Annotated in this window: 19 protein-coding genes; 8 read left to right on the top strand and 11 right to left on the bottom strand. The window is 61.9% G+C overall.

Annotated elements, in window-relative coordinates:
- Positions 1–2: 2 nt before the first annotated feature.
- Complete coding sequence (locus tag FGK63_RS18410) at positions 3–953, bottom strand: LysR family transcriptional regulator (protein ID WP_138845037.1); 951 nt, start codon at positions 951–953, stop codon at positions 3–5.
- A 114-nt stretch (positions 954–1,067) separates the two neighbouring features.
- Between FGK63_RS18410 and FGK63_RS18415 the strand changes: the two genes are divergently transcribed.
- From FGK63_RS18415 to FGK63_RS18450, 8 genes are all read left to right on the top strand, one after another.
- Positions 1,068–2,213: a CaiB/BaiF CoA transferase family protein gene (locus FGK63_RS18415; RefSeq protein ID WP_138845039.1), complete on the top strand. Its 1,146-nt coding sequence runs from the start codon at positions 1,068–1,070 to the stop codon at positions 2,211–2,213.
- A gap of 113 nt (positions 2,214–2,326) precedes the next feature.
- Positions 2,327–3,277: a glutathione S-transferase family protein gene (locus tag FGK63_RS18420; RefSeq protein WP_138845041.1), complete on the top strand. Its 951-nt coding sequence runs from the start codon at positions 2,327–2,329 to the stop codon at positions 3,275–3,277.
- 34 nt (positions 3,278–3,311) lie between these two features.
- Entirely contained in the window at positions 3,312–3,740 is a 429-nt protein-coding gene (locus tag FGK63_RS18425) for an ester cyclase (protein ID WP_138845043.1), read from the top strand.
- Between the two features lie 8 nt (positions 3,741–3,748).
- On the top strand, positions 3,749–4,498 hold the full coding sequence (locus tag FGK63_RS18430; RefSeq protein ID WP_138845044.1) for a glucose 1-dehydrogenase: 750 nt from the start codon (positions 3,749–3,751) through the stop codon (positions 4,496–4,498).
- A gap of 39 nt (positions 4,499–4,537) precedes the next feature.
- A complete protein-coding gene (locus FGK63_RS18435) occupies positions 4,538–5,362 on the top strand; it encodes an HpcH/HpaI aldolase/citrate lyase family protein (RefSeq protein WP_138845046.1) in 825 nt (274 codons plus the stop codon).
- Positions 5,355–6,839 (top strand): citrate lyase subunit alpha, encoded by a 1,485-nt coding sequence (gene citF, locus FGK63_RS18440; RefSeq protein ID WP_138845048.1) that lies wholly within the window; start codon positions 5,355–5,357, stop codon positions 6,837–6,839. Before FGK63_RS18435 ends, citF begins: the two co-directional genes overlap by 8 nt.
- Before the next feature lies 1 nt (position 6,840).
- Positions 6,841–8,346, top strand: a complete 1,506-nt coding sequence (locus FGK63_RS18445) for a fumarate hydratase (RefSeq protein WP_138845050.1) — start codon at positions 6,841–6,843, stop codon at positions 8,344–8,346.
- A gap of 120 nt (positions 8,347–8,466) precedes the next feature.
- Positions 8,467–9,624 (top strand): acyl-CoA dehydrogenase family protein, encoded by a 1,158-nt coding sequence (locus tag FGK63_RS18450; RefSeq protein ID WP_138845052.1) that lies wholly within the window; start codon positions 8,467–8,469, stop codon positions 9,622–9,624.
- Positions 9,625–9,801: 177 nt separating this feature from the next.
- Here FGK63_RS18450 and FGK63_RS18455 read toward each other — a convergent pair whose 3' ends face one another.
- From FGK63_RS18455 to FGK63_RS18500, 10 genes are all read right to left on the bottom strand, one after another.
- The gene (locus tag FGK63_RS18455; RefSeq protein WP_138845054.1) at positions 9,802–11,727 is read right to left on the bottom strand and encodes an SLC5/6 family protein; all 1,926 of its coding nucleotides are present in this window, start codon (positions 11,725–11,727) and stop codon (positions 9,802–9,804) included.
- Complete coding sequence (locus FGK63_RS18460; RefSeq protein ID WP_138845056.1) at positions 11,724–12,191, bottom strand: hypothetical protein; 468 nt, start codon at positions 12,189–12,191, stop codon at positions 11,724–11,726. The genes FGK63_RS18455 and FGK63_RS18460 overlap by 4 nt, the downstream gene beginning before the upstream one ends.
- A 20-nt stretch (positions 12,192–12,211) precedes the next feature.
- Entirely contained in the window at positions 12,212–14,416 is a 2,205-nt protein-coding gene (locus FGK63_RS18465; protein WP_138845058.1) for a flotillin domain-containing protein, read from the bottom strand.
- A 32-nt stretch (positions 14,417–14,448) separates the two neighbouring features.
- Positions 14,449–15,138, bottom strand: a complete 690-nt coding sequence (locus tag FGK63_RS18470; RefSeq protein WP_138845060.1) for a bacteriorhodopsin — start codon at positions 15,136–15,138, stop codon at positions 14,449–14,451.
- Between the two features lie 9 nt (positions 15,139–15,147).
- Positions 15,148–16,569 (bottom strand): ABC transporter permease, encoded by a 1,422-nt coding sequence (locus FGK63_RS18475; protein WP_138845062.1) that lies wholly within the window; start codon positions 16,567–16,569, stop codon positions 15,148–15,150.
- The gene (locus FGK63_RS18480) at positions 16,566–17,903 is read right to left on the bottom strand and encodes an ABC transporter permease (RefSeq protein WP_138845064.1); all 1,338 of its coding nucleotides are present in this window, start codon (positions 17,901–17,903) and stop codon (positions 16,566–16,568) included. Before FGK63_RS18480 ends, FGK63_RS18475 begins: the two co-directional genes overlap by 4 nt.
- 76 nt (positions 17,904–17,979) lie before the next feature.
- A complete protein-coding gene (locus tag FGK63_RS18485) occupies positions 17,980–18,933 on the bottom strand; it encodes an alpha/beta fold hydrolase (RefSeq protein ID WP_138845066.1) in 954 nt (317 codons plus the stop codon).
- A 12-nt stretch (positions 18,934–18,945) separates the two neighbouring features.
- Entirely contained in the window at positions 18,946–19,350 is a 405-nt protein-coding gene (locus FGK63_RS18490; protein ID WP_138845068.1) for a hypothetical protein, read from the bottom strand.
- Between the two features lie 16 nt (positions 19,351–19,366).
- Positions 19,367–21,529 carry a YbhB/YbcL family Raf kinase inhibitor-like protein gene (locus FGK63_RS18495; protein WP_218961163.1) on the bottom strand — a complete coding sequence of 721 codons (2,163 nt, stop codon included), beginning with the start codon at positions 21,527–21,529 and terminating at the stop codon, positions 19,367–19,369.
- A gap of 81 nt (positions 21,530–21,610) precedes the next feature.
- Positions 21,611–22,807, bottom strand: a complete 1,197-nt coding sequence (locus tag FGK63_RS18500; RefSeq protein WP_218961164.1) for an ABC transporter substrate-binding protein — start codon at positions 22,805–22,807, stop codon at positions 21,611–21,613.
- Positions 22,808–22,935: the final 128 nt, after the last annotated feature.

Genomic DNA, 22,935 nt, shown 5'->3' on the forward strand with positions numbered 1-22,935 from the left:
TTTCAGCCGCTGTCTTCATCGGACTGGTCCATCGCCTGCCAGATGCCGCGCCGGACAAGGTCGTGTATGACCTCCAGAGTGATCCGTTCCACTTCCTGGCTGGCACGGGTCACGGGTTTCGCCGGGTTGCGCACAAGATAGACCGGACGTATCAGCCTGGGCTCGATAATCGGTGCCATGATCAATTCGCCGCGTTCCACAAAATCGTAGGCGGCCGCAGGAGCGAGAATAGTGTAACCACTGCCGCGCGCCACCATGGTTTTGATCTGCGCCAAGGCGTCCATCTCGGTCGCGACATTCAGAGTCACACCGTGCGTGCGTGTGAATCGATCGATCATGTTCCTAAGGCCATGATGCGGCGACGGAAGCACCAGTTCCACCCCCGCCAGATCAGCCAGCCGGACCGCAGTTCCGGCCCGGATCCGAAAGGGCCACGCGTCGGGCGCCGAAAAAAAATGCAGTTCTTCCGTCATCAGTTGCGTGTAGCTGAGGTGGCGCACCGAACTGACATCGTAGAGCATTCCAAGGTCGATGGATTGGTCTTCAAGCCAGGTCTTGATGAAGCCGCTCATTGCTTCGATCGCTGTCAGCCGAACCTTGGGCAGTTCAAGCCGCACTGTCTCGGCCAGCGGCACCGAAAGCACCATCGACACGGAACTTGGCAGGCCGAAACTGACGTCGCCCGCCGGTTCGGCTCCGGACTGACGTACCAACTCGACCGCATTTTCCATCGCCCGGGTAATTTCCCGCGCGTGGCTCAGCAGGATCTCGCCCGACTGCGTCAGCGTCACCCCGCGCGGTGAACGTTCCAGCAACTTGACCTCGAGATCGCGTTCCAGCGACAGCACGTGCTGCGACAGAGACGGCTGCGCGACGTTGACACGCTGCGCGGCGGCCGAAAGCGAACCTTCTTCGGCGATCGCGATGAAATAGCGTAGCTGCTTGATGTCCATCCGCTCCCCCCTGACCCATAGTAGATTCTTATAGCCAACCGAGGAAAGCGATATTTCCAAGTGACTGCCCGCGCGTGGGATAGAAAAACGACACATCACGTATTGGAGCAAGTCATGCAGGATCTCGATGGGATCACCGTCGTCGCTCTGGAACAGGCCGTTGCGGCTCCTTACGCCTCGGGTCGGCTGGCCGATGCCGGGGCGCGGGTGATCAAGATCGAACGACCCGAGGGTGATTTCGCGCGCGGTTATGACAGCCTGGTCAACGGCGAAAGCGCCTATTTCGTCTGGCTCAACCGCGGCAAGGAATCGATCCGGCTGGACCTCAAGACACCAGAAGACCAGGCGCTGGTGGGCGCAATGCTGGAACAGGCGGATGTCTTCATCCAAAACCTAGCCCCGGGCGCAGCCGCCCGGTTGGGGCTTGGCGCGGCCGCGCTGCTGGCACGGCACCCAAGGCTGATCTGTTGCTCGATATCCGGATATGGCGAGACCGGTCCCTATCGCGACCAAAAGGCCTATGACCTGCTGATTCAGGCTGAAAGCGGCTTGTGTGCGATCAATGGCACCGAGGATGGCGCCGCGCGCGTTGGCGTGTCGGTTTGCGACATCGCGGCTGGAATGACGGCCTTTCAGGCAATCCTGCAGGCGCTTTTTGCGCGCGAACGCACCGGGTGCGGCCGCGCTATAGAAGTTTCCCTGTTCCATGCGATGGCAGACTGGATGAATGTGCCTTACTTGCAGACCCGATACGGCGGCAAGCCACCGGGCCGTGTCGGCCTGAAGCATCCGACCATCGCTCCCTATGGCGCCTATACCTGTGCCGACGGCAAAGCGGTTCTGATCTCGATCCAGAACGAGCGCGAATGGGTCCGGCTGTGCTCCGAAGTTCTCGGCGATGCGGAATTGGCCAGAGATCCGCGCTTTGCCACCAACTCGCTAAGGGTGGCCAACCGTCCGGCATTGGAGCAGGTCGTTGCCCCCGCATTCGCTGCGCTAGGGCGCGAAGAGATGATCGAGCGGCTGACCCGAGCCAGGATAGCCTTTGGCCGGCTTTCCGACCTCTACGATTTGCTCAGCCATCCGCAAAACCGGCTGATCACCGTTCAGACCGACGCAGGTGAAATCGAAATGCTAGCGCCAGGCGCGGTGGTGGCCGGCCAGGCACAGCAGTTCCGCCCTGTTCCGGCGCTTGGCGCACAAGACGCGGCACTGCGTGCGGAATTCGCGCGGAAGCCAGCGACCCACGCCCAACGCTAGAGGGTATTCCTATACGGCCGGAACCGAAACGGTCTTACCGGTGCTTTCGGATCGCATGTTATTTTGGCCCGGAAACGCGACACGAACATTGCAGCGAAGGGAGCGCACGACAGATGTCCGACGTCATTCTTCACCACTATGACCTCTCGCCATTTTCCGAAAAGATCCGGCTGGCACTCGGCTACAAGGGGCTGGCCTGGCGTTCCGTCAAGGTCGAAGCGGTGCCCCCTCGCCCTCAGCTCGACGCGCTGACCGGAGGTTACAGGCGTGTGCCGGTAATGCAGATCGGGGCCGACATCTACTGCGACACTCAGGTGATCTTCCGGGCGCTCGAGCGGGTCCAGCCTGAACCTACGCTCTACCCCACAGGCGAAGGCATTTCAAAGGCGCTGTCGCAATGGTGGGACCGCTCCACCTGGAAACCGGCGATCGGAGTTCTTGTGGATCATATAGGCGAGCATCTGCCGGAGGAATTCATCAAGGACCGCAGAGATCACTACCTGGGCTACGACATCTCCAAGGAAGCTATGGCGCCGATGCTGCCGGTTTACGTGCAGCAAATGACGGCCTTCTCCGAGTGGCTGGAGTCGATACTGGCTGAAAACGGACCTTACCTGACCGGCGACAGGCTCAGCGTCGCCGACCTGACCTGCTACCACTCGCTCTGGCTTCTGCGCGCCAACTGCGGCGCCGAGACGATCGACGCGCAACTGAAGCTCAGCGCCACCATTATCGCCTGGATGGACCGGATCGCCGCCATTGGCCACGGATCCGTAACGGACATGACTCCCGAAGAGGCGCTCGCGGTCGCTGCGAATGCTACGCCTGCCGACAGTTTTGCGGCCGATGCAGATCCATCCGGACTGAAGCTCGGGACACGCGTCACCGTGACCCCGGACGACAACGCCAAGGTACCGGTCGAAGGTGTGCTGGTCGCCGCCGATGCGCAAGAGGTCGTCATCGCCCGCGACCACGCCGAGACCGGTACCATTCACATCCACTTCCCGCGCGCCGGTTTCGAAACGCTCGCCGCTGAAGGCTCGGCGGCGCAAACCGCGGCCTGACGCAAGGAAAGCTCTTTATATGAAGGATATGCCCATGACCGACAAAGCGACCATCGAGGCGAACCGCCAACGCGCCAAGGATTACTTCAAGGCATTCGCGACGAAGGACCGCGATTGGCTCGAAGCGAATGTCGCCAAGACCTATGTGCGCCGCGACACCACCCTGCCCTTCGAAGTCGTAGGTCCCGAAGGCGTGCTGCAGCTGGGCGACCTGCTGCTAGGCGCATTCTCGGAAATCGAACTCGACATTCAGGATACGGTGGCCGAGAACGACAAGGTTCTGGTCCGCCTGCAGTTCCGGGGCGTGCATTCCGGCCCCTTCGGAGACTACGCCGCAACCGGCAAGAGGTTCGACGTGGCGGTGCTGGATCTTTTCCGCATGGAAAACGGCAAGATCGCCGAGCAATGGCCTGCCATCGACAATGTCGGTCTGCAGCAGCAGATCGGCTTGTTGCCAGCCTGAGGTTCGCAATGCGTCTGAAAGGAAAGACCGCACTGGTGACCGGAGCCGCATCCGGCTTCGGCGCGGCCACCGCCGAGGCATTCGCCCGAGAAGGCGCGAAGGTGGTGATCTTGGACCTCAATGGAGACGGTGCCAATGCCACGGCGTCTCACATCGGCGCATCTGCCTTGGCCGTTCAGGGTGACGTGACTTCGGCGACCGACGTTGTGAATGCGGTTGCCAGGACGCGCGACTTTGGCGGGCGGGTGGACATCGTGATCAACAATGCCGGATGGACCCATCGCAACAAACCGATGCTGGAGGTCTCGGAAGAGGAATTCGACCGGGTCTACGCAATAAACGTGAAGTCGATCTACCAAATGACGAATGCCGCCGTTCCCGTGATGCGGGAGCAAGGCGGGGGCGTCATCCTCAACATCGGCTCCACCGCCGGTATCCGGCCGCGCCCGGGGCTGACCTGGTACAACTCGACCAAAGGGGCGGTGAACATCCTGTCGCGTTCGATGGCGGCGGAACTGGCTCCGGACAAGATCCGCGTGAACTGCATTGCGCCGGTAATGGGCGCTACCGCGTTGTTGGAAAGCTTCATGGGTATGCCGGACACGCCCGAAAACCGGGCGAAATTCATCTCCACCGTGCCGCTGGGCCGGCTTGCGGAACCGTCGGACGTGGCCAGCGCCTGTCTCTATCTGGCCTCGGACGAAGCGGAGTTCATCACCGGCGTCGTTCTCGAAGTCGATGGCGGACGCACCATCTGACCCCTCGACTTCGCCGTTGTCTTGTGTTGGATGAGGCGTATGAATTCTGCTGTCACCTACCTGTTCGTTCCGGGCGACCGTCCGGAACGTTTTGAAAAGGCGCTGGGTTCCGGCGCCGATCGGATCATCATCGACCTTGAGGACGCGGTGCGCCCGGAAAGGAAGGCCGAGGCGCGTGCGGGGTTGGTCGAAGCCGATATCGACTGGTCCCGCGTGGTTGTGCGCATCAACGACGCGGCCTCGCCGCATTTCGCGGCCGACCTCGACTGCGTGGCAAGCGCGCCTGCGGCGGCCTTCATGCTGCCCAAGGCGGAAACGACGGAATCCCTGACTGCGGTTCGCCAGGCAGCGGGCCGCAAGGTCGAACTGCTGCCGCAGATCGAAACCGCCCGGGGTCTCGACCGGCTGCAGACCTTGCTGGCCGTTCCCGATGTGCGTCGCGCGGCTTTCGGGCATCTCGATTTCGCGCTCGACCTCGGAGCGGCCCCCGATTGGGATGCGCTGGCGCTGGTGCGCTCCGAACTGGTTCTGCGGTCCCGTCTGGCGGGCGCCGAGGCCCCGATCGACAGCGTGACCCCGGACATCAAGGACACGGACAAACTGCGCCTGGAATCCGAGACTGCACGGCGGTTCGGTTTTGGCGGCAAGCTTTTGATCCACCCGGCCCAGGTGGCGACGGTGGCGTTGGCCTTTGCGCCCTCGCCCGCCGAATGCGACTGGGCAGAACGTGTGCTGGCGGCCCTGGCCGAAGGCGGCGCGGGGGCTGTAGCGGTGGACGGCAAGATGGTCGACAAACCTGTCGAGGATGCGGCGCGGCGGATCCTCGCCCGGGCTGGCCGCACAACAGGGCTGGCCGATGCGTAAACTGCCCGAAAGCGTTGCCGGATTGGGACCTCTCCGAAAACATGAGGCGACCGGGCGCACCAGCGGCACCAGCAAGCTGTTGAGCGGTATCGATGCCGCGATCTCGGCCTGTGGGCTGAAGAATGGCGACACGATCTCTTTCCATCACCACCTTCGCAATGGCGATGCGGTGCTCAATACGGTAGTGGCGGCGCTGGCGCGGCGGGGGCTGAAAGACCTGCATCTGGCGGTCTCTTCGATCTTTCCGGTCCATGCGCCTCTGGTCGACCATATCCGCAACGGCACCGTCACACGCATTTCGGCAAGTTTCATCGCGGGGCCGGTCGGCGAAGCGGTCAGCCGCGGCGCCCTGCACCAGCCAGTAATCCTGCGTAGTCACGGCGGCCGCGCGCGTGCGCTCGACACCGGCGACCTGCCGGTCGATGTGGCCTTCGTCGCGGCATCCGCGGCGGATGAGCTGGGCAATCTCAGCGGCCGCATCGGACACTCGCCATTCGGAACGATGGGGTATCCCCTAGCCGACGTGGAAAGCGCCCGGCACGTGGTGGCGGTCACTGACAGCGTGGTTCCCTACCCGGCGGTTCCGATCGATATCCCGCAGCACAAGGTCGATTTCGTGGCGCCAGTGGACAGCATCGGCGACGCCGCCGGCATCGCCTCGGGCACGACGCGCCCGGCTGCGGATTCCGTCAGCCTCGGCATTGCCGAACGCACCGCGGCGGTGATTGCCGCCAGCGGTCTTCTGGTGGAGGGGTTCTCGTTCCAGACCGGCGCCGGCGGCATCTCTCTCGCCACCGCGGCGGCGGTCGGGCAGGAAATGACGCAGCGCGGGATATCCGGCAGCTTTGCCTCGGGCGGCATCACAGGATTTCACGTCGAGATGCTGCGCGCCGGGCTGTTTCGCAACCTGATGGACGTCCAGTGCTTCGATCTGGACGCAGTGCGCTCGTACCAGAGCGATCCACGCCACCAGTCCATGTCGGCGGCCGCCTATGCCGGGCCGCATGTGGGCGGCGCGGTGGTCGATCGGCTGAGTGCTGTGGTGCTTGGCGCCGCCGAAGTCGATCTGGATTTCAACGTCAACGTCACCACCCGGGCCGACGGGCTTATCATTGGCGGCGCGGGCGGCCATTCCGACACCGCGCAGGGCGCGCGGCTGACACTGATCACCACCAGGCTGACCGCCGCCGGTCACGCCAAGATCGTTCCCGAGGTTGGGACACTGACGACCCCGGGCGAAACCGTGGATGCAGTGATCACCGAGGCCGGCATCGCCGTGAACCCGCTGCGCGAAGACCTGCGCGACCGCCTGGAAACCGCAGGTCTGCCGGTGTTGTCCATCCAGGACATGCAGGCCCGCGCGTCCGAGGCCGCAAGCCACCCGCCGGCCCGCCGATCGACAGGCCGCGTGGTCGCCGTATCCGAGTACCGCGACGGCAGCGTCACGGACGTGATACGACAGGTCGAGGAGGACTGACATGAAGGTGATCCGCGAAGCCGATCTGATCGACAGCATCGCCGAGGCGCTGCAATACATCTCCTACTACCACCCACCCGACTTCATCCGGGCGCTGGCCGCCGCGTGGGAGCGCGAGGAAAGCCCCGGCGCGAAAGACGCAATGGCGCAGATCCTGGTCAATTCCCGGATGTGCGCGCTTGGCCGCCGTCCCATCTGCCAGGACACGGGTACCGCCAATATCACGATCCGCGTCGGGGCGGGCGCCCGGCTGGATCTGTCCGCGGGACTGCAGGAGGCGGTGGACGAAGCGGTGCGACGGGCCTACCGCCTGGATACCAACCCGCTGCGGGCCTCGGTGGTCATCGACCCGTTCGGTGCGCGCAGGAATTCGGGAGACAACACGCCCGCGATGCTGACGACCGAAATCGTGGCCGGGGATACGGTCGACATCCATGTTTCGGCCAAGGGCGGCGGGTCCGAGAACAAGGCCAGGTTCAATGTCCTGAACCCGTCTGCCTCGGTCGCCGACTGGGTGGTGCAGACCGTCGAGACGCTCGGCGCGGGATGGTGCCCGCCAGGAATCCTCGGCATCGGTGTCGGCGGCACGTCCGACAAGGCAATGATGTTGGCCAAGCAGGCGCTGAACGATCCCATCGACATGTTCGAGTTGCAGCGGCGGGGTCCGCGCGACAGGACCGAGGAACTGCGTCTGGAGATCCACGACCGGGTCAATGCGCTTGGCATCGGGGCCCAGGGGCTGGGCGGTTTGACTACCGTTCTCGACGTCAAGATCCGCAGCTTCCCGACCCATGCCGCCTCGCTGCCCGTGGGCCTCATCCCCAACTGCGCGGCGACGCGGCACGTGCATTTTGTCCTCGACGGCAGCGGCCCGGCGGTCTTTGCGCCTCCGGAGCTGGCGGACTGGCCCGAGATCCTGCTGGACAAGGCGAACGCCAATGCCCGCCGCATCGATCTCGACGCGCTTACCGACGAGGTGATTGCCTCGCTGACCCCCGGGGAAACGCTGCTGCTGTCCGGTACGCTTTTGACCGGGCGCGACGCCGCGCACAAGCGGATGGTCGAGATCCTTGACCACGGCGGCGCCCTGCCCGTCGACCTCAAGGGGCGCGCCATCTATTATGTCGGGCCGGTCGACGCGGTGGGGGACGAGGTCATCGGCCCGGCGGGACCGACCACCTCGACCCGGATGGACAAATTCGCCGACCGCATTCTGGCGGCCACCGGCTTGAGGCTGATGATCGGAAAGGCCGAGCGTGGCCCAGCGGCGATCGAGGCCATCAAGCGCCACGGCGCTGCCTACCTCATCGCCGTGGGCGGGGCCGCCTACCTGGTCTCCAAGGCGATCAAGGCGGCGCGACCCGTGGCGTTCGAAGACCTCGGCATGGAGGCGATCTATGAGTTGAAGGTCGAGGACATGCCGGTCACGGTGGCGGTGGACAGCGAAGGCAATTCGATCCACGCCACAGGCCCCGCCAAATGGCGCCGGAAGTCCGGTTCGACCTAGCAAGCAATTTACCCGCCGACGGTGAGCACCTGATATAGGGCAAATCTATGCCTGCGATCATCGATCAGACCTGCCCGGGCCATGCGACCGATGGTAGTTTGCTCCGCAATGGAGACCTGAATGACCACTATCGAACACCATGATGACATCCGCAGCGCGGTCGCCAAGCTGTGCGAGGCATTTCCCGGCGACTACTGGCGCAAGCTCGATCAGGAGCGCGGCTATCCCAGCGACTTTGTCCGGGCGCTGACAGACCAGGGTTACCTCGCTGCGTTGATCCCCGAAGAGTATGGTGGAGCGGGCCTCACGCTTTCAGCGGGCTGCGCCATACTCGAGGAAATCCATCGCGCCGGCTGCAACGCGGGCGCCTGCCATGCCCAGATGTACACGATGGGCACCCTGCTCCGGCATGGGTCGGACGACCAGAAGGCGCGTTATTTGCCCCGGATCGCAGATGGCTCGCTTCGGCTCCAAGCCTTCGGCGTCACCGAACCGACTAGTGGCACCAACACCCCTGCCCTGCGCACGACGGCGCGGCGGGAAGGCGACAAATACATCGTCAACGGGCAGAAGATCTGGATCAGCCGCGCGGAACATTCCGACCTTATGATCTTGCTCTGCCGCACGACCCCCGCCGACAAAGTCACCAAGAAGACTGACGGTTTGTCCGTTCTGATCGTGGAAATGAACGACGCTCTCAAGAACGGTCTGTCGATCCGTCCGATCAGGACGATGATGAACCACAACACGACCGAACTGTTCTTCGATGACGTTCCAGTACCTGCCGAGAACCTGATCGGCGATGAGGGCAAGGGCTTTCGCTACATCCTGTCCGGCATGAATGCCGAGCGGATCCTGATTGCTTCGGAATGCATCGGCGACGCCAAGTGGTTCATCCAGACCGCGTCAAAATACGCCTCCGAGCGCGAGGTTTTCGGCCGGCCCATCGGTCAGAACCAAGGCGTTCAGTTCCCCATCGCCAAGGCCTATGCCCGGATGCGGGCGGCGGAGCTGATGCTGCGTGAAGCCATCCGCCTTTACGAGGCAGGCGGCAATCCCGGAGCAGAGGCCAACATGGCCAAGATGCTGGCCGCCGAAGCCAGTTGGGAAGCCGCCGAGGCGTGCGTCCAGACCCACGGCGGCTTCGGTTTTGCCGAGGAATATGACGTTGAACGCAAGTTCAGGGAAACGCGCTTGTATCAGGTCGCACCGATCTCGACCAACCTCATCCTATCCTATCTGGCCGAGCATGTCCTGGGCATGCCGCGCAGTTATTGATCCGACCAACACTCCCCGCACCCGAATTGGACAGGGGCGCTGCACCACGACCTGGCAGCCGACCGTGACACCGAGCGACGGGAAGCCAGCCGCAATCATCGTACAGAACAAGATGACGCCGGAACTGTCGGGAGCCAACTGAGAACCGGCGGTCGTCAGCTGCCAAACACCAGGTATCTACCCGCTTCGTTCGGCACGCTTGGCATACCCTTTCGCTGGCTCGGCAGAATACCTCCGCGCGCCAAGGCGGGCGGGCCGTTCTGCCACCCGGGCCAGCCCCGCGGCCAACCAGTCCGGCGTCCGCTTTGCGCGGGCCTCGCCCAATTGAATGGGTTTTATCCCGTCCTCGGACGTCTGCCCGAACCCGACACGGTAGGCTAGCCACCAAACCAGCACCACTCCAAACAGCCAGAACAATATCTGCCAGACCCATAGCGAGGGAACTCCCAGCCCAGCCTCGACCTTGGTGAAAATTGGGCGGCTGAAAAACGTGTTTCCCAGAATTGCCCCGGGACCATAGGCAAGAAATCCCCACAGCAGCATCAAGGTCCACAGCAGGCCGCGCCCACCCGCATTGTTCATCTGATGGGTCGCCATCGCATCGTGCAGCCGGTCACGTTCCAAGCGATCGGGCGCCCGCAGGGTGACGCCGGACGCAAGAAGTACGAACGAGACATTGAACGCAAGGCCCCAGACTGCCGAATGTATCGTCAAGGGCCAACGCCCCCAAGGCAGTTCCACGAACAACGCCTCGAAAAGGATCAATCCAAGCGGTTCGGTGAAAACCACGATCAGCACACCGATCGTCATCCCGGCCAGGACCGCGCCCCGGCTGATCCAGCGAAAGAATGTCAGGCCAAGAATGGCCGGCAACATCTGCACCGAGAGAGGTAGAGCAACGCTCGCGGCAACAGCTGAAACGAAGGGAGAAAAAGCAGCCATCAGCGCCATAATGAAGTAAGCAAAACCCAACGCAATGCGCGCCGCCAGCCGTTGTTGCCGATCCGACAGGCTGGGCAAAAGATAGGCGAATAGCAACTCGCGGGTTACGAGAACTGCGCCGCCGGTCACGAAGAAGCTCACCGCCAGAAGCGCACCGACCAGGTTGAGCAGCAGCAGACCCACTCCGGCAAGGGGTTCGATTGCAAAAAGATCATCAGCCAGCGCAACCGATCCATCCGGCATTCGCGCCACCAGCAACGGAACCGCCAGCACCATTGCTCCGGTGGCGAAACCGCCGGTCATCCAAACGGTGGAAACCCCGAACGCGCGCCCGGCACGCACGGTTTGCCCCAGATACAGCGTCGCCGGGCTGAAAATGATTCCGATCGCCGCGATCACAGTCGAAGCTATCCCAACCGCCGTGAAGATCCCGCCGGACGGAACGCTTTTGCCGATACCCGCGGAATTCTGCAGCACGCCGGGGATGCGGTCCCATAACACTCCGTCAGCGACCTGTATGGGCAGCGACGGAAATCCGTCACCCTGCGACGTCATCTCGGTAAAGACGGCAACACCCGGCAACAACACAGCCAGCAGGATGGATTCCATCGCCAGCACCAAGACGGTTGCACGCCAACCTCCGACGATCGCGGGTATCGCAAGCGAGAAGGCGATCAGCCAGACACCTGCGACCCGCGGGATGATCCCGTCGGTCGCCGCCTCGAGAATGCGGGCGGCTGAGGATAGAAGATCGGCGGCGAATGGCAGCGCGAACAAGAGGCCAAGCGCCATGACCGCAACCCGCAAGGCAACGCTGCCGTAGTACCTGCCAAGCGCCTCGCCGGGGGTGTACAGATTTGCAACCCGGGTCGCCAGCCAAAGCCGATTGAAGACGAGAAGTGCTGCAATGGCGACCAACACGAAGCCGACCGTCACATGAGTTGCCTGAAGGCCGAACCGCCCGACGAGGAACAGATGGCGGTCGATCCCGTACCCCGCCATGACGATACCCGGCAGCAAAAACATCACCGACCAGCCCGGAAGCGCCTGCCCGGCATCCAGAAAGGTGCCCGGATCCGCATCGGTCCGCGCCACGCGTGCTGCGAAGTACAGCCCGTAAAGCGCGAGCAGAACCAGCGTGATGAGGAGAGGCGTTGTCACCTGCGACCCCCGCGATGTGGCAGACGGGACGCCGGGCGAAGGTTGTTGTCGCGGATCACGTCGAACTTTTCGAAGGCTTTGCGCGGCCCGAAGGCGATCACCATGTAAACGACCACCGCAATCACCAACGATACCAGCCCCAATCCGACAGGTATGAAGACGCGATCGACGACATCCGGCGAGGCCAGAAGCGCCGTCAGGAGTAGCGCGACCAGCGCGACGGCGAAGGCGAACACGCCTAGCGCCGTTTCACCCGCCGTGAAACCCGTCTTGAGAACCGTGTTGACGATGACGTGGCCGGCGAAAGCTGAGATAATCCCGGCAAAACCCGCGGCGATCCACCACCCGCCGCCTCCAGTCATTCCCATGTGCAACAGGGCAATCACGACGAAGGCGGCCGGGGTCCAGATCGCCATGACAAGCGCATGCCGGTCCAAACGATCGGTGAGGTTGGGATTTGCCATCGTCGCACGCCCCTATTCTGTCAATCGTCTTTGCCGTCAGGTTTGCCGGACGAAGGGAAGTTGCGGAACGACATGCCGCCGGCGGAACCAAGGTTCTTCAGGGGCAGCCCGATCTCTTCCATGAGCCCATCGACGAATGCGACCTGCGTCCGGTATTTCATGGCAGAGTTGACCACCTGATCAGACACGCTGCCGCCGCCACCGGTGCCGCCCCCCGTACCGCCGACGCCACCGCCTTCGGACGGGCTGTTGAGACCGGGCAAACCATCGACCTGCAGGATCTTGATCGACTCGATGTTCTCCATCGGTTTGACCTGTTCGCGGATGATCTCGGGCAGTCGGGTGACGACGCCCTCGAGAATGGCACTGCGGCGGCTTTCGTCATTTCGCAGGTTTTCCGCCTCGTTGAGCTTCCGACGACCCTCGGAATCCACGCCATAGCGGAATTCGGCGGCCTTGGCTTCGGCCATTTCGCCCTCGGCTTTTTGCTCGCTTGCGGCCTTCTCAGCCTCGGCCATCTTGACGACGCGGATTGTCTCGCGTTCCGCGCGGGCTTGTGCTTCGATGACTTCGACAACCTTGGCGCGGTTGGCTTTTTCCTCCGCCCGGGTGGATTCGACCCGCTCTTCCGTAAGGGCCAACTTCTTGCGTGCCTCGGCCTCGTTGGTGCGAGCGACTGCTTCGTCAATGGCTTTGTTGACGACCGCGATCAGGCGCTCCTTGTCGGCAAGTTCGATTTCCATCTGCTGTTCGATTTCGAACCGTTCGACGTATTTCCGGGCAGCAACTCGCAGTTCCTCGATCTCGCGATCGGCAACGATACGTTTGTCCTCGACCTCGCGCATGCTGGAAGTTTCGGCCAGCTTGATCTTGTGCTGCCGCGCGATGTCGCGTTCTTGAAGCGCCTCTTCGGTCTGAAGCCGATCGCTTTCGACGGCCAGTTTCTTGGCCAGTGCGGCGCGCTCTTTCTCGGCCTGAGCCTGTTCGGCAGAGACGCGAATAACCTTCTCGCGTTCAACGCCAAGCAATTCGATGGCTTTTTCAGTCGCAATCCGCGCCTTTTCAACCTCCTGCTGGGTGATGTAGCGCGTGTTCTCGATCTCGCCGTCGCTCTTTGTCTCGAAGGTGGCAACATCAAGCCGTGACTTGATCTCGGCCTCGCGGATCTCGCGTTCGCGGGCGATGCGTTCGGCTTCGATCTGCTGGCGGGTCTGGATGCGCTCGGTCTCGATGCGGGTCCTCGAGGTGATCTCGGTCAGTTCGGTATCGCGATGGCGCTCGATCTCCAGGGCCTTGACTTCGTTCTCGCTGGTAATTCTTGCCTCGTCGATGGCGCGGGCCTTGGCAATCTTGACGCGTTCTGCCTCCTCCTCTGCCCTGGTGCGAGCCTGGGTCACCGCGATCTGCGAACTGGCGCGCTCGGCTTCGACGGCCGCCGTTTGCTGGGCCTTTTTCGCCTCGATGTCGCGGGCCTGGTCAATGCGGACGAATTCCAGATCGCGGTCAATCTCGATGACCCTCTGTTCGGCTTCAAAGTCGCGCGTCTTGATCTGAACCTTGGTTTCGTTTTCGATCTGGTTGCGCAGTTTGCGGCGCTCTTCGGTTTCGCGGACGATCAGCGTCAGACCTTCGGCGTCGAAATGGTTGGTCGGATCAAAATATGAAATGTCGGCCTGGTTCAGTGTCGTCAAAGCGGCGGTCTCCAACTCGAGCCCGTTCTTCGCCAGAACGCCCGAGACAATGCTGGACACCTTCTGAACGTAGGCTGCGCGGTCCTGGTGGATTTCCTCCATCGTCATCGACGCCGCTACCGAGGACATGGCGTCCACCAGTCGCCCCTGAACGACCTCTTTCAGCGACATCGGATCCTGGGTCCGGGCGCCAAGCGTCCGGGCGGCGGTCGAAACGCCTTCCTCGGTGGCCACGACGCGCACGAAAAACTCTGTGGTAATATCAATGCGCATTTTGTTGCGCGTGATGAGCGACTGTTCGCCTTGCCGCCGGATTTCGATCGGGATGGCGTTCATGTTCACGACCGTGATGTCGTGAATGATCGGGATCACCAGCGCACCGCCGCCCATGACCACGCGCTCTCCTCCCGAACCTGTTCGGACAAAGCTCTGGTCCTTGGATGAGTGGCGATAGAGCCAGTGCAGCAGATAGACGCCCACTGCGATCAGGATCGTTATCAGAATGATGATTGCGATGATGTCGGCACCGGTCATGACGTTTTTCCTTCGTTAGCGCCGGAGGGCGGTCAGTAGCGGTCCTGGCCGGCAACGGCCACGACGATGAGGGACGGAATGATGAGGTTTACGATGTCAAACGCGCTGTACAGCACGATGACGCCGCTCGACTGTCCGACACCGATGACGATGTCGACGAAGTGCAGGATCGGGTAGATCGCCCAACCGACGGTCATCAGCAGACGGATCCAGAAGTATCCCAGCGTCACGGCCCGCCCGGATTTGCGGATGGCCTCGGCCATGGCGCCGAAATACATCTCGCCCAGGATGTAGAGCCAGAATGCGATCGACAGCAGCGCGCCGAGTGTAGGGTTGAAAAACGACGCATCGCCCAACCAGCGGCCAAAGACCATCAGCAACGCGGCACAGATAAGCCGCCAGAAGACGCCCACCGGAACCGGCCCTTGGGTTCGGGCGAAGAAATAGACTGCCGCAACCTGCAGCGGGTGAACGCTGTACCATGCCGAGAACCGCACACCGGCGCTGGCCTCCCCGGCGCTATTCCAGTAACCCGCTGCGCCGGCATAGTAGATCGATGTCACGAGGCAGGCCGCCCCGACCAGTGCCGACGGTACCCGCCAGCGTTCGTTTGACCAACTGAGGCCGAGAAAGCAGATGAGCGCCGCGGCGAGGCTCATGACGGCAAGGCCGGTCAGGGTACTCGCGACCACATCCGAAGAGGTATAGAGAGAAGTGAACATCGGGGTTCCTCAGACAGTGGCCCGGATATGCGGTGAACGGCCGTAAAGCGCGACCATGGGCAGGATCAGCAGGCCGAAGATGAATTGTTGCCACTCGTATTCGAGGCCAATGCCCAGCAGAAATGAGGTCAGAACCTGCAGGACAAGGACACCGATTACGGTGAAGCCGTAGCCGCCGTTGCCACCTAGAAGCGAGGTGCCTCCGATAACGACAGCCGCCAGCGTGGTGAAAAGGTAGGGGTCGCCGACGCCGATGAAGGCTCCGCCCGACCAGCCCAGTAGAAGGCAGCCCGCCAGCGCAGCGAACACGCCAGAGATGACGTAGCAGCCCACCCAGTACTTGAACTCGCTGATGCCGATCAGGCTGGCCGAACGGCGATTGCCGCCGAGTGCGTAAAGGTTCCGCCCCCAGGACGTGGTGCGAAGCCCGACGATCAATACGATCGCGATCACGATCCAGATGACGATTGTCGGCGGAAAAGCGAGCCCAAGAAAACGCCCGTTCATCGCGGCGAGGTTGGATAGCCAGCCAGGCACTGTGCCAAAGACGTTGCCGGCGAATTGCGAGCCAATGGAGGTCATTATCTGGGTGAAACCAGCCACAGCGAACCCGGTTCCCAGCGTCACGATCAGCGCCTGTCCCTGTAGCCGGAAACTGATGATCCCGTTCAACAGCCCGATGACGCCGCCCAGCACCAGGATGAAGCCGAAAGCGACATAGGACGGTACTCCCACGGTAATAAGGAATAGCAGCGCGATGTTGGACGAGCCGATCACAAACGGGATCGACAGATCGAGTCCGCCCAGCAGAGCAACCATGGTCTGGCCTACGCTGGCTATTCCAAGGAAGGCGGCAAAAAGCAGGATCGCCTTGATGTTGGGACCAGACAGGAACCCTTCGATCGAAAAGGCCGAAATCAGGATCAGCGCGAACAACACGATCAGGCCGATGAACGCGCTTCGTCCGTTCGCGAATTGCCCTGAGATCTTGACGGCGAAGAGCAGGATCAGTTCCAGCACCAGAAACGCGATAAGGTTCTTGATCGAGCGGAACTCCGGGATCGACGCGGTCAGCAGCAGATAGAGTACCAGCAATGCCGCCATTGCCAGAACAAGCAGGCGGTTGTCCCGCCACGCCCGGCGGGCGCTGCGCCCCCTTTCCTCCTGCTCTTCCTCGGTCTCGGCGGCCCGAAGTTCGGCGCGCGTCTCGAAAACCACGGCCACATAGTTCAGCAGCAGAAACAACACCGCCGCAGTGACAATCGTGAACAGGATCACCTGTTGCGCGGGAAGAACTTCCTGCGCGAAACCGACGCCGAGGCCGATCGCGGCAACCACCAGCGAAACGGCGACATTGACCCAAGTCACCAGACGGGATTTCGAGATCGGCAACGCGCTTGGCCACCTGGCGGTTTTCCGAGCTTCATTCATCGTGGCGCTCCGAAAAGCTGACTTTCCGGCTGGACGATGATCGCAACGAACAAGGCGACGAGCAGGACCGCCACGAAGAGATAAAGAAAAAGCCCCATACGACGTGCGCCGGCCTCGGCATCCGTCAGCCGCGCCACAAGCACGAAGGCGATGGCGGCCAGCCCGGCCATCAGCGCAAAGGCCTGAACCTGGGAAATTGCGAAACCATCGCCCGAAACACGGGCGGGTTCGAGCAGGAAGTACCGCGATGCCAGCGGCGCCTCGACATGCTGCACAGGTAATTCGGCATAGGTCCCGTAGGTCGCGACCTGCAGCATGATTCCGATCACGACGACGCCCAGAATCAGGAACGCGCTCCAGGGTGAGATGAAGCTGACGTAGCGGCCAATCACCGGGACCAGCAGCGTCAGCAGCAGCGACAGCACCAGTATGATCCCATAGACCATCTGCGTCATGAAGGCTTGAATGGCGCCGAAATTGAATGTCGCCAGCACGTAGCCAATCAGCCAAAGGCTTACGGCGCCCAGCAGCGCACCTGTAACTCCGCCACGCCCACCGGACAGCGCCACGCCCCCAAGTACCAGGGCCGTGACGGCAGTAAGCGTCATGTTCTGCCCTTGGGTGGGGTCGCCCGACGAGATCAGCGCGGTATAGCAGATGGCGCCAAGCCCCACATAGATCCCGGCGATCAAATGCGCACCGATCCGGACCAGGTCAGTCTTCACACCCGAGGTCCACGCGGCGCGTTCGTCATAACCCATCATCTTGAGATTGGCGTAAATGGTCGACGCGGTGAACAGATACCAGCCCAGCGTCGCAATCACGAGGATCAGAAGCACCGGCGAAAATATGGTGGTGCCAAGCCCCCAGTTCGCCATGAACTCGGGCGCGACCCCGCCGGGTCGCGGAAGGATGACCAGGTTGATGCCGGTCAGCGCAAGGAACCCCGACAATGCAACGATTATGGGCTGCACCCGGACATAGATCACGATCAGCGCGAAAAGCAGTTGATAAAGCATCCCCAACCCCAGCGCGACGATGAAGGTCGCGATCGGGCTTGAGAGCAGCCCCGCGGTGCTCAGTTTCACGACGACCACGTTGATGAAAGCCAAAAGCGGCCCGACCGCCAGGTCGACAGTCCCTCTCCCCGCCACGGCCAGCACCATGAGCGCGTAGGTGGCCAGGATCAGCGGGGCGGCCACGATTATCGCGCTGCCGATGCCCGATGGTGAAACCAGGCTCGGTCCCCGGATGACGGCCGTTCCCAGCAGCGCCGCCATCAGAACGATCGGCACCAACAGATAGGCATTGGGAGAGGATGATTGCGTCGTCATCGGGTCTAGCGTTCATTCTGGGTTTTGCTCCCCGCAAGGTTTTGCGGGGAGCGGTTGGTTGATCACCCGTCGCAGGTCACAGGTCTACAACGCGGCGCGATGCCGGCCGCTCGGCCGAGCGGTTGCGCGCGCCGCCTTCCGAACCACGCGACGACCAGTCGCGTGTACTGGCCCCCCGGCGCTCGGGGTCGTTCTGGATGATCTTCTTCAGAACCGGCGTGATCACTTCCTTGAACTTGTCGGGGTCTTCCGCGGTCGGAAAGTGGCCGCCTCCGAAAATGATGCACTCGCTGTTCTTGACCTTCTCGGCCGTGCGCATGGTCATTTCCGGTGTGCAGGCGAAATCGTATTCGCCGGTCAAGAAATAGATCGGGACCCTGCCTGAAATCTTGTGAACCTTGTCGCGGTAGTCGGAATCCACCGAGTAGTAGTAGAGATCACCCTTGAAGATACCTGGACCGCCCTGGGCATAGTACCACCAGGTTTCCCAGCGGTACTCGTCGGGGCTGTCGGGCGCCATCAGGCCGAAGACAGAGGTCGCGACCGCCTCGCCGCCGTGGATGTGCGGGTGATGCAGCGGGTCGATCCACCAGCCCGGCGAGTGGTCGCAACCCTCGAGTGAGATCAGCGCCGAATACTCGTTCTCATAGCGCAACGCCAGCTCAAGACAGATGTTGCCGCCCATCGACTGCCCCATGATCACCGGCTTGTGCAGGTCGAGCGCGCGGCAGAATTCAAGGATGAATTCAGAATAAAAGCTGGTGGTCAGCTTGTATTCATCTTCCTCCAGATGCCAACCGGCCGGCGGTATCGATTTGCCATGACGCGGCAGATCGAACGCGATCACGCGAAAATTCGCGGTGATGTCCGGATCGCAAAGCTGATGGCGATACTCCCGCCCATCTGCTCCGGCGGTGTGTAGACAAACCATGGGAATACCTTCCCCGGCTTCCTCGTAGTAGGTCCGATAAGTCTTGCCTTGGCAGGTCACATAGACATAGCGGCCAACGATCGGATCATGCTTGTTCATCGCATCAACTCCTTAAACTTCGCGCATAAGCGCCAGCATCCAGGTCAGCGCACGCATGTTCTGCCAGAACGGCAGAGTGTTGCCGTCGATCCGAAGCTGCTTGTGCAGCGGATGGGCCATGGCCCAGATGTCGTTGAACATCGGCGGAGGCGTTTTCTGGCTGAATTTCGCCCAGGCCGATGAAGGAGCACGCAACGCGAATTCATATCCGAGATCCGAGGGTTCGAGCCCTTCCGAGATCTTCTCGATCCTGCCCTTGCGCACGTGGCAAAGATAGTCGGTATCGTCGATACCCAGTACAAAGCGCGCGGTGAAGAACCGGCCTGTAACAGGCAGAACCCGGTCCTCATTCACACGACGCGCCCAGCGTTCAACCCATTCGAGGTCGAAAGCCCTTCTGCCGCCTTGGTAGCTCATTTCATTCTCCTGTCTTTCAGGCCGCCGGCAGCGCCGTCTTGGCCGGACCGTAGGTTGCGGTGAAACTTGTCTGGTCGATCGTGACCGGCATTACCGCTTGCGCGAACGCGGTCAGGTCTGCGTCTCTTGGGATGTTCAGCGTCCGCGTCTTGAGCGCGTAAAGCGTGAAGACGTAGCGGTGCGCCCGGTCTGGAGGCCAAGGACCTCCGTATCCGCGCCCGAAGCCGGGAATGCCGAAGGTCACGAAATCCGAATTCAGTTCCTGCGATCCGGACGGCATGGCCGAGCTCATCGACGCGCCCTCCGGCAACCTGCGCACATCGCCGGGAATGTCATGGACCAGCCAGTGTGCAAAGCTGCGATGGAAATTGAACTCGGCGGGAAGATCCGGGTCCGTGACCGCCAGCGCAAAACTCCGGGTGCCGTCGGGAATGCCTTCCCACTCCAGCGCCGGAGAAACCTTGCTGGTTTCGGCGAAACGACCCGGGATCACGCTGCCCTGTGGGATGTCCGGAGCCATAAGCAAGAAGCCGGATTGGTTCATCGCAATTCTCCTGGGGATGTCGGGGCGCAGGCGGACCGGGCGTGCATCGGGACGCCCATCCTCTGCGTGCGGGTGCCACCTCTCGATCCGCACGACGTTGTGCGGCTCTTCGCCCGGCAGGCGTGCGTCCGGCTTGCGCCCAAAGGTGGCGTTTAGGATGACATGGGTATCGAATGGAGGCTCGAAGGTTGAAGACACCACTCCTCCGCGGAACACGAGCACCCGATTGCAGAGATCGAGGAATTCCTCGATTTCCGACGACAGAAAGACCACGGCGTTTCCTCGCCCCGCGAATTCCCGAAGGTTTCGGTAGAGGTCGAGCTTGGCGCCGACATCGATGCCGCGCGCCGGATCGTTGAGGATCAGAACTCGCGGGCGTTCCGCAAATGACCGCGCGATCAGAACTTTCTGCTGGTTTCCGCCGGAAAGAGAGGTGATCAGGTTGCCGGGATCACCCATCTTCGTGGCCAATTGCCCGGTTTCATGTTCGAAAATCGGGTCGAGCTTGGTGCGATTGAGAAAACTGAATATCCCGCCGGCGGCATATTCCCGGTAGATCGACATGCACATGTTCTCGAAGATCGAGAGGTTCGGAAAGATCCCCTCTTTCTTCCGGTCGCCTGACACGTAGGAAATACCGTTATCGCGGGCGCTCCGCAGGTCTACGATGGGCTCGGCGACGTTGTCGCGCACCAGCCTGATGCTGCCGCTTTCCAAAGGTTGCACACCGGCGAGCGCACGCACGAAGTCGGCCTGGCCTTGACCGTCCAGACCAGTCACGCCAACGACTTCGCCGGGATATAGGTTGAAGTCGAACGGGGCCGTGTCAGGCCAAACGCGAATATCGTCGGCCCGTAGAACCGGACGGTCGAGCAACCGCTTGACCGGTTCGGTTGCAGCTTGTGCGCGCTCTCTCTCCGGTCCGGCAATCAGGTGCAGGATGTTCTCCTCGGTGATCTCGTCCTTGCTCAGCGCCCCTACCGACACGCCGTCCCGCAGAACGGTCGCACGGTCGGCGATGCGGACCAGTTCAGCGATCCTGTGAGTTACGATGAAGATCGCGCAGCCCTTGGCCTTCATCTCGCGCATCTTCTTGAACAGCCGCTCGGTCGCTTCGAAATCGAGCGCGGCTGAGCTTTCGTCGAGGATCAACAGTCGTGGATTGGTCAGCATTCCGCGCGCGATGGTGATCCACTGTTTGATCGAAAGCGGAAGTTCCCCGACGATCGCGTTGGGATCGAGATCAAACCCCAATAGGTCGCTGAGAATCCGCTGCGCCTTCGCATATCGGTCCTCCCGCGGTTCGGCCGTGGCGAAAAGCCCGTCCGCACCAAGGAAAAGGTTGTCGAGAACCGAACATTCATCCGCAACCAGAACTTCCTGGTACACGTTCGCGATGCCCAGGGCCTTGGACTCGGACGGGTTCGTTGCCGTCTTGCCAAAGATGGAGACCTGCCCGGAGTCCGGAACAAGAACACCCGAAATCACCTTGGCAAGCGTTGATTTTCCCGATCCGTTGCCCCCGATGATCGCGTGAACTTCGCCCTCGTAGGCCCGCAGGCTGACGCGATCGAGCGCGACGGTCGGCCCGAAGGTCTTCCTGACGTCGATGAGTTCTGCGGCGACTGCGGACACGATCCTTGCTCCGGGCCAGTGGTTTGGATTGATTGGCTGGTTTGGGGATCGGCCGCGCACGTGGCGGCCGATCACTCTGTATCAGTTCGACTTGGGATGGGACGCCGGATCATAGGCTTCCGGATCAGCCGGACGCAGGAAGAAATTGTCCAGGAACTCCTTGCCGGCCCACGCTTCGATGCCGGGATGATACCACTGGTCGGACTGCTCCGAGCAATCCGCCGGAATGGCTTCCATCATCTCGTCGCGCGTCATCATCACCGGCTCGGTCAGGATCGACTGGACCTTGGGCCCCTGCCCCTGAAGCGTGCGGATCATGATGTTCCAGATCATCTCGAAATCGTCACCGGGAGGCCAGGCGTGGATTGCAGCGGACACGTAGTCGGGGTTGTTCCGCCAGTAGCAGAGCGCGCCAAGTTCGGAACCGATGGTGATCGGAATCATTTCGCGGCCGGATTGCTGGAGCGCACGCAAGGCGCCCAGTTCGGATGCCGACTGAATGATGATGCCGTCCAGCTTGCCTGGATTGGTCGCCAGCCAGCGCTGAATCTCTGCCTGTGCGACCTGATCGGTCCACATGCCAGCCAGCGGACCCTTGACCTTGATGTCCGGGTTTTCAGCCATGGCGGCCTCGATCCCGACGTTCTGGCTGTCCGATGCCGAAGCACCGGGGATGCCCTCGACGTTCAGGACGGTGCCGTTGCCGCCGATCTCGTTCGCCATCCATTCGCCCATCATCCGGCCGCCGACGACGAAGTTCGCCGAAGAGTTGACGGAATAGGGGCTGGTCAAGTAGCCGATGCCCGAAAACACGGCAACGCCGTTGTTGTAGGCGTATTCGACCGATGCGTTCAGCGCCGTTGGGTTCGAGCAACAGACGATGATCGCATCCACGCCCTGATCGACAAGCTGACGGATCTGCTGGATCTGCGTAGCGTCATTCAGGTTCGACTGTGTTACGATCACCTCTTCGATCATGCCCAGCTCTTTCCATTTCGGAATGAGCTCGTTCTGCAACCGGTCCATGACCGCCGCGCGCCAGGTGTTTCCCGCATAGGACGATGCGTAGCCGATCTTCCAGGGCGGTGGGTTTTTGGCAACCCAGTCGCGATACGCGCTGTCGCCCAAGGGCTGGTTGGGATCCATCAGATCCGGGTTGTAAAGCTTTTCTTGGATTTCGGCCGGCAGTTCATCGACGCCGGCATTTGCAGCCGATGCGGCGACGACTGATGCTGTAACGACAGCGGCCCGCAGCATGTGCGAGATGGTATTTCTCATTTCCCCTCCTCCAGGATTGATCAACACGATGGCAATCCCAGAGAAGTCCAGCATCGATCGAGGGGAATCGGAAATATCAATCACCGATACCTACTATCTGGAAAACTTATATTGGATGCGGGCTCCTT

This window comes from Ruegeria sediminis, assembly GCF_005938215.1.
Taxonomy (GTDB): domain Bacteria; phylum Pseudomonadota; class Alphaproteobacteria; order Rhodobacterales; family Rhodobacteraceae; genus Ruegeria; species Ruegeria sediminis.